This is a genomic window from Sulfitobacter sp. CW3, assembly GCF_019392245.1.
Classification (GTDB): Bacteria; Pseudomonadota; Alphaproteobacteria; order Rhodobacterales; family Rhodobacteraceae; genus Sulfitobacter.
The window spans coordinates 1-281 of sequence record NZ_JAHXRL010000123.1; the positions used below are offsets into that span (position 1 = coordinate 1).

The 281-nt window shown below is 64.1% G+C and carries 1 protein-coding gene; it reads left to right on the plus strand.

What is annotated here, in order from left to right:
* Nucleotides 1-88 precede the first annotated feature (88 nt).
* Nucleotides 89-281: LysR family transcriptional regulator (locus KZZ06_RS20460; protein WP_219581812.1), on the plus strand; the 193-nt coding region annotated here is incomplete at its 3' end.

Sequence of the window (281 nt, forward strand, 5' to 3'; positions counted from 1 at the left end):
GCCGCAGCGGGGATGGAGAGAGGATGTTGCAGACGGCCTCCGGTGTGAAATGATGAGTTTGGCGTGATTGATACGGATTTGGACATCAATGCGGTTGGACGTCAGGCACATCTCGAGCTGCCTTGTGCTGGCGCAGGAGCTTCATTTCGGGCGGGCTGCGCAGCGCCTCGCGACGACGCAGCCGGGTCTCAGCCGGCTCGTTGCGGAACTGGAGGCCGAGGTCGGCGTGAAGCTGTTCCGCCGTACGACTCGAACGGTCGAGGTGACGGAGGCCGGGCGTG